The organism is Salipiger sp. HF18 (assembly GCF_011806505.1).
Lineage (GTDB): Bacteria > Pseudomonadota > Alphaproteobacteria > Rhodobacterales > Rhodobacteraceae > Salipiger > Salipiger thiooxidans.
In genome coordinates this window covers 1-4,031 of the sequence record NZ_JAATOS010000366.1, presented here as the reverse complement: position 1 = coordinate 4,031, position 4,031 = coordinate 1, and the positions used below count along the sequence as shown (strand labels likewise).

Annotated in this window: 4 protein-coding genes; 1 reads left to right on the top strand and 3 read right to left on the bottom strand. The window is 66.7% G+C overall.

The features are described 5' to 3' along the window. Positions 1-245 precede the first annotated feature (245 nt). Positions 246-1,250 carry a thioredoxin-disulfide reductase gene (gene trxB / locus HC022_RS20620; protein WP_167453666.1) on the bottom strand — a complete coding sequence of 335 codons (1,005 nt, stop codon included), beginning with the start codon at positions 1,248-1,250 and terminating at the stop codon, positions 246-248. A gap of 192 nt (positions 1,251-1,442) precedes the next feature. Here trxB and HC022_RS20615 point away from each other — a divergent pair, with 192 nt between their 5' ends. Beyond that, on the top strand, positions 1,443-1,943 hold the full coding sequence (locus HC022_RS20615; protein ID WP_089954712.1) for an Lrp/AsnC family transcriptional regulator: 501 nt from the start codon (positions 1,443-1,445) through the stop codon (positions 1,941-1,943). A 46-nt stretch (positions 1,944-1,989) separates the two neighbouring features. Here HC022_RS20615 and HC022_RS20610 read toward each other — a convergent pair whose 3' ends face one another. Together HC022_RS20610 and pgeF are read right to left on the bottom strand one after the other, a co-directional pair. Beyond that, entirely contained in the window at positions 1,990-2,781 is a 792-nt protein-coding gene (locus HC022_RS20610) for a Hint domain-containing protein (protein ID WP_254885199.1), read from the bottom strand. A 535-nt stretch (positions 2,782-3,316) separates the two neighbouring features. Continuing rightward, a partial coding sequence (gene pgeF / locus HC022_RS20605; RefSeq protein WP_167453665.1) for a peptidoglycan editing factor PgeF occupies positions 3,317-4,031 on the bottom strand: 715 nt, incomplete at its 5' end.

The following is a 4,031-nucleotide window of genomic DNA, read 5'->3' as shown; positions in this document are numbered from 1 at the left end:
CGGTAATCGGTTTTGCACCAGGTGCGGGCATGGCGAGCGACTCAAAGTGTGTTCACGGATGAACGCATTACACGGATGACCGGACAGAGAAAGCCCTAACTGGCCGATCAGGGGGATTCCTGCCAACGTGATTCTTTTGCAACGCCCGGTTGCCGGAAAATCACGCACTATCACTTCGCGCGCAGCGGAACGCGAAAGGGGCGCGCCATCGGCACGCCCCTTCCCCGAGCCAGATTGGCGAGGGATCAGCCCTCGGCCGGCACCTCGGCACCGTAGCCGAGCGGCAGGGACTCGTCCTTGCCCTCGTCGATGCCCTGCTCCGCCAGCCAGCGCTCGGCCTCGAGTGCGGCCATGCAGCCCATGCCCGCCGAGGTCACCGCCTGGCGGTACTTGTGGTCGGTCAGGTCGCCCGCGGCGAAGACGCCGGGGATCGAGGTCGCGGTGCTGTCGGGCTGGGTCTTCACGTAACCGCCCATGTGGGTCTCGAGCACGCCCTTGACCAGCTCGCTGGCCGGGGCGTGGCCGATGGCGATGAACACGCCCTTGCAGGGGATCTCGGTGATCTCGCCGGTGCGGACGTCCTTGGCACGCACCGCGGTCACGCCCTTGGGGCTGTCCTCGCCCACGACCTCCTCGAGCGCGTGATGCCAGAGCGGCACGATCTTCTCGTGCTTCATCAGGCGGTCCTGCAGGATCTTCTCGGCACGCAGCTCATCGCGACGGTGGATCAGCGTCACCTTGCTGGCGAAGTTGGTGAGGAAGAGCGCCTCTTCCACGGCGGTGTTGCCGCCGCCCACCACGACGATCTCCTGCCCGCGGTAGAAGAAGCCGTCACAGGTCGCGCAGGCGGAGACGCCGAAGCCCTTGAACGCCTCTTCCGACTCGAGCCCCAGCCACTTGGCGCGGGCGCCGGTGGCAAGGATCACCGCGTCGGCGGTGTAGGTCGTGCCGCTGTCGCCATGCGCCACGAAGGGCCGCTTTTCGAGCTCGAGCGAGGTGATGATGTCCGAGATGATCTCGGTGCCCATGGCGCGGGCGTGGGCCTCCATGTTGACCATCAGGTCGGGGCCCTGGATCTCGGTGTGGCCGGGCCAGTTCTCGACCTCGGTGGTGGTGGTCAGCTGGCCGCCGGGCTCGAGCCCCTGCACGAGGATCGGCTCGAGCATCGCGCGCGACGCGTAGACGCCGGCGGTGTAGCCCGCGGGGCCGGAGCCGATGATGAGAACCTTGGTATGGCGTGTGTCGGACATGGGAGGCGCCTCGGAAGCTGTGGCATTCGGTTTGGTCCATGCATATAGACATGTGCGCCGCCTGCGCAAACCCCGGGCAGAACCATGCGATTCAGGTCGCAAATCATTAACAATCTTTCGCGAAAACGAAACTTTATTGCGCCGGCCGTGCGGGGTGGTATAACAATCGCGAATTCACGTGAGGACTGACTGATGCCCGGGAACCGGCTTGATCCCATCGACAGAAAGATTCTGGCCGAACTGCAAGCCGACGGTCGTATGACCAACGTCGAACTTGCCAAGCGCGTGGGCATTTCCGCGCCGCCCTGCCTGCGCCGTGTGCGCACGCTCGAGGAGCAGGGGTTCATCCGCGGCTACCACGCCGAGGTCGACCCGCGCGAGCTGGGATTCGAGGTTCAGGTCTTCGTCAGCGTCGGACTCCAGAGCCAGGCCGAGATCGACCTGCGCGCCTTCGAGGACCGCTGCCGCGCGTGGCCGCTCGTGCGAGAGTGCCACATGCTGAACGGCGAGGTCGACTTCATCCTGAAATGCGTGGCACCGGACCTCTCGACCTTCCAGAGCTTCTTGACCGGCGAGCTGCTGACCGCGCCCAACGTTGGCTCGGTAAAGACCTCGCTGGTGATCCGCGGCGCCAAAGACGAGCCGGGCGTGCCCTTCGATGTGCTCGAGGAACGACTGAACCGCAGCGCCTGACCGGCCGGGCGCAGGTCTCGGGCAACACCCCTTCAGGCGGCAGTCTTCAGGCCGTGACGAGCCCCTCGATCACGTCACGGGTCGTGCGCGTCATCGTCAGCTCGCCGAAATCATGCATCATCCCGATGTTCGGGAACATCGACAGGAACAGCGCCCGCATGGGCTCGCCGAGGCCGCGGGTGACGGTCTTGCCCGGATGATAGGTCTCCATCTCGATCCCGCCCACCCGGATCGTGCCGTGCCGTCCGAGCATCAGGTGAAAGAGCTGCACCGGGGACGCCGGCGTGACCTGCACGATGCGGTCGCCGTCGGCGAAATCCGCGACCGGCACCAGCACCCGCTCCTGCCCGATCAGCGATTTCAGGCGGCTGCGGCGCAGCACCATGCGGGCAGCAGGCCCCACCAGCACGTCCGCCTGCGGCCGTGTCGGCCCGAAGGCGTCTGCGGTGATCCGCGACAGCTGCACGACCGTGGTCTCACCATTCTCGACCCCCGGCACGTAAGAGGTCGAGCCGATCCACGTCACCGGCTGCGCGCCCTCGCTGCTCTGCACGTAGTCGCCGGGCAGCAGGTCCTCGATGGCGACGGGGCCGCGCACCGTGGGAATCAGCGTGCCGCGCGCGAAGGCGGTGGCCGCCTCCTCGAAGAGCGCGGTGGCCGGCGCGACGTGGCTCCCGCACGAGATTGTGAGATCGGGACGCAACGCGGCGGCCTCGTACCTGCGCATGAGAGAAGATGCACGCTGCGGCCGCCCGTCCCGGAGAGAAGCGGTGTCACGATAGACATTGTCGGAAACCGGATCGCCCGAGGGACGGAAGGACTGGTGCAGGCTGGACATGTGATCCCCCTTTCTTGAGGCGGTCACATCCGTGCTGGCCCCCACCAACAACGACAGAAGGACGTTCGCGGCTTCGTTGGCGAGCAACAGGCCGGACTGCCCAGGATCTGTCAAAATTGAACCGGATTTGACCTATTGAGGCCGGTCGGTCCGGCCCGATGTATAGGATTGTCGGAAAATACCGAACCGTTTCGCCACAATTCGCCGAGGGCCGGCGAATCAGCTGCAATCTTCAGGCAAGCGCCAAGAGCGTCGCGGGGCTCTTTCGTCGGGACTGGCAAAGGCGCCCGCAGGCCGGGCGACCTCCGGTCGCGGCCTCTTTGGTATCGATCAGCGTTCTTGTGAAACGGCTCTGCGCCTTCATTGCCAGCTCCCCATATCCGGTCCCGGACCTGCCGGGACACCCTTGCCGGATCGCAGGTGCGCCCTGCGTCCTGCGCCGAGGATGCGCAGGAATTGGGGCACGTTTTGGACCCGTAGCGGACAATTTCAGGAAATGGCCGCCTTTGTTTCCGGCGCTATTCCGGGTCCCGGGTCAGAGCCGGATCACCGAGATCAGACGGCCGTAATCGGCTTCCTTGTCGTGCACGGACCGGCGGTACGAGAAGAAGCGCTCCGGGTCGGAATAGGTGCAATGCCGCGTCCACTCCGCCTCGACGCCGGCGCTGCGCAGGCGGTGCAGCCCGTAGCCCGGCAGGTCGAAGTGCAGCCGGTCGCCCGAGCCACCGGCGAAGAACCGGGCGTTGACCGGATCCTCGGCCATGAAGACGTCGAAGAACTCGGGACCGACCTCGTAGGCGCGCTGGCTGATCGACGGGCCGATCACCGCCTGGATGTTCCCGGGCGTGGCCCCGAGCGCCACCATGGCCGACACCGTGGCGTCGAGCACGCCGTCCAGCGCCCCGCGCCAGCCGGCATGGGCCGCGCCGATGACGCCGGCCTCGGGATCTCCGAAGAGCACCGGCTGGCAGTCCGCCGTCAGCACAGCGAGCGCCAGGCCCGGGGTGGCGGTGACGAGCGCGTCGGCTTCGGGCACCGGCCCCTCGTGCGGGCCCGACACGGTCATGACGCGCGCGGAATGGGTCTGGTGCACGTTGATCAGCTGCGCGACCGGCACCTCCATCGCGTCGGCCACCCGCGCGCGGTTGATGGCGACGATCTCGGACTGGTCCGATGAGCCGTTGCCGCAGTTGAGTCCGGCGAACACTCCCGAGGAAGCGCCCCCTCGTCGGGTGAAGAACCCGTGCCGG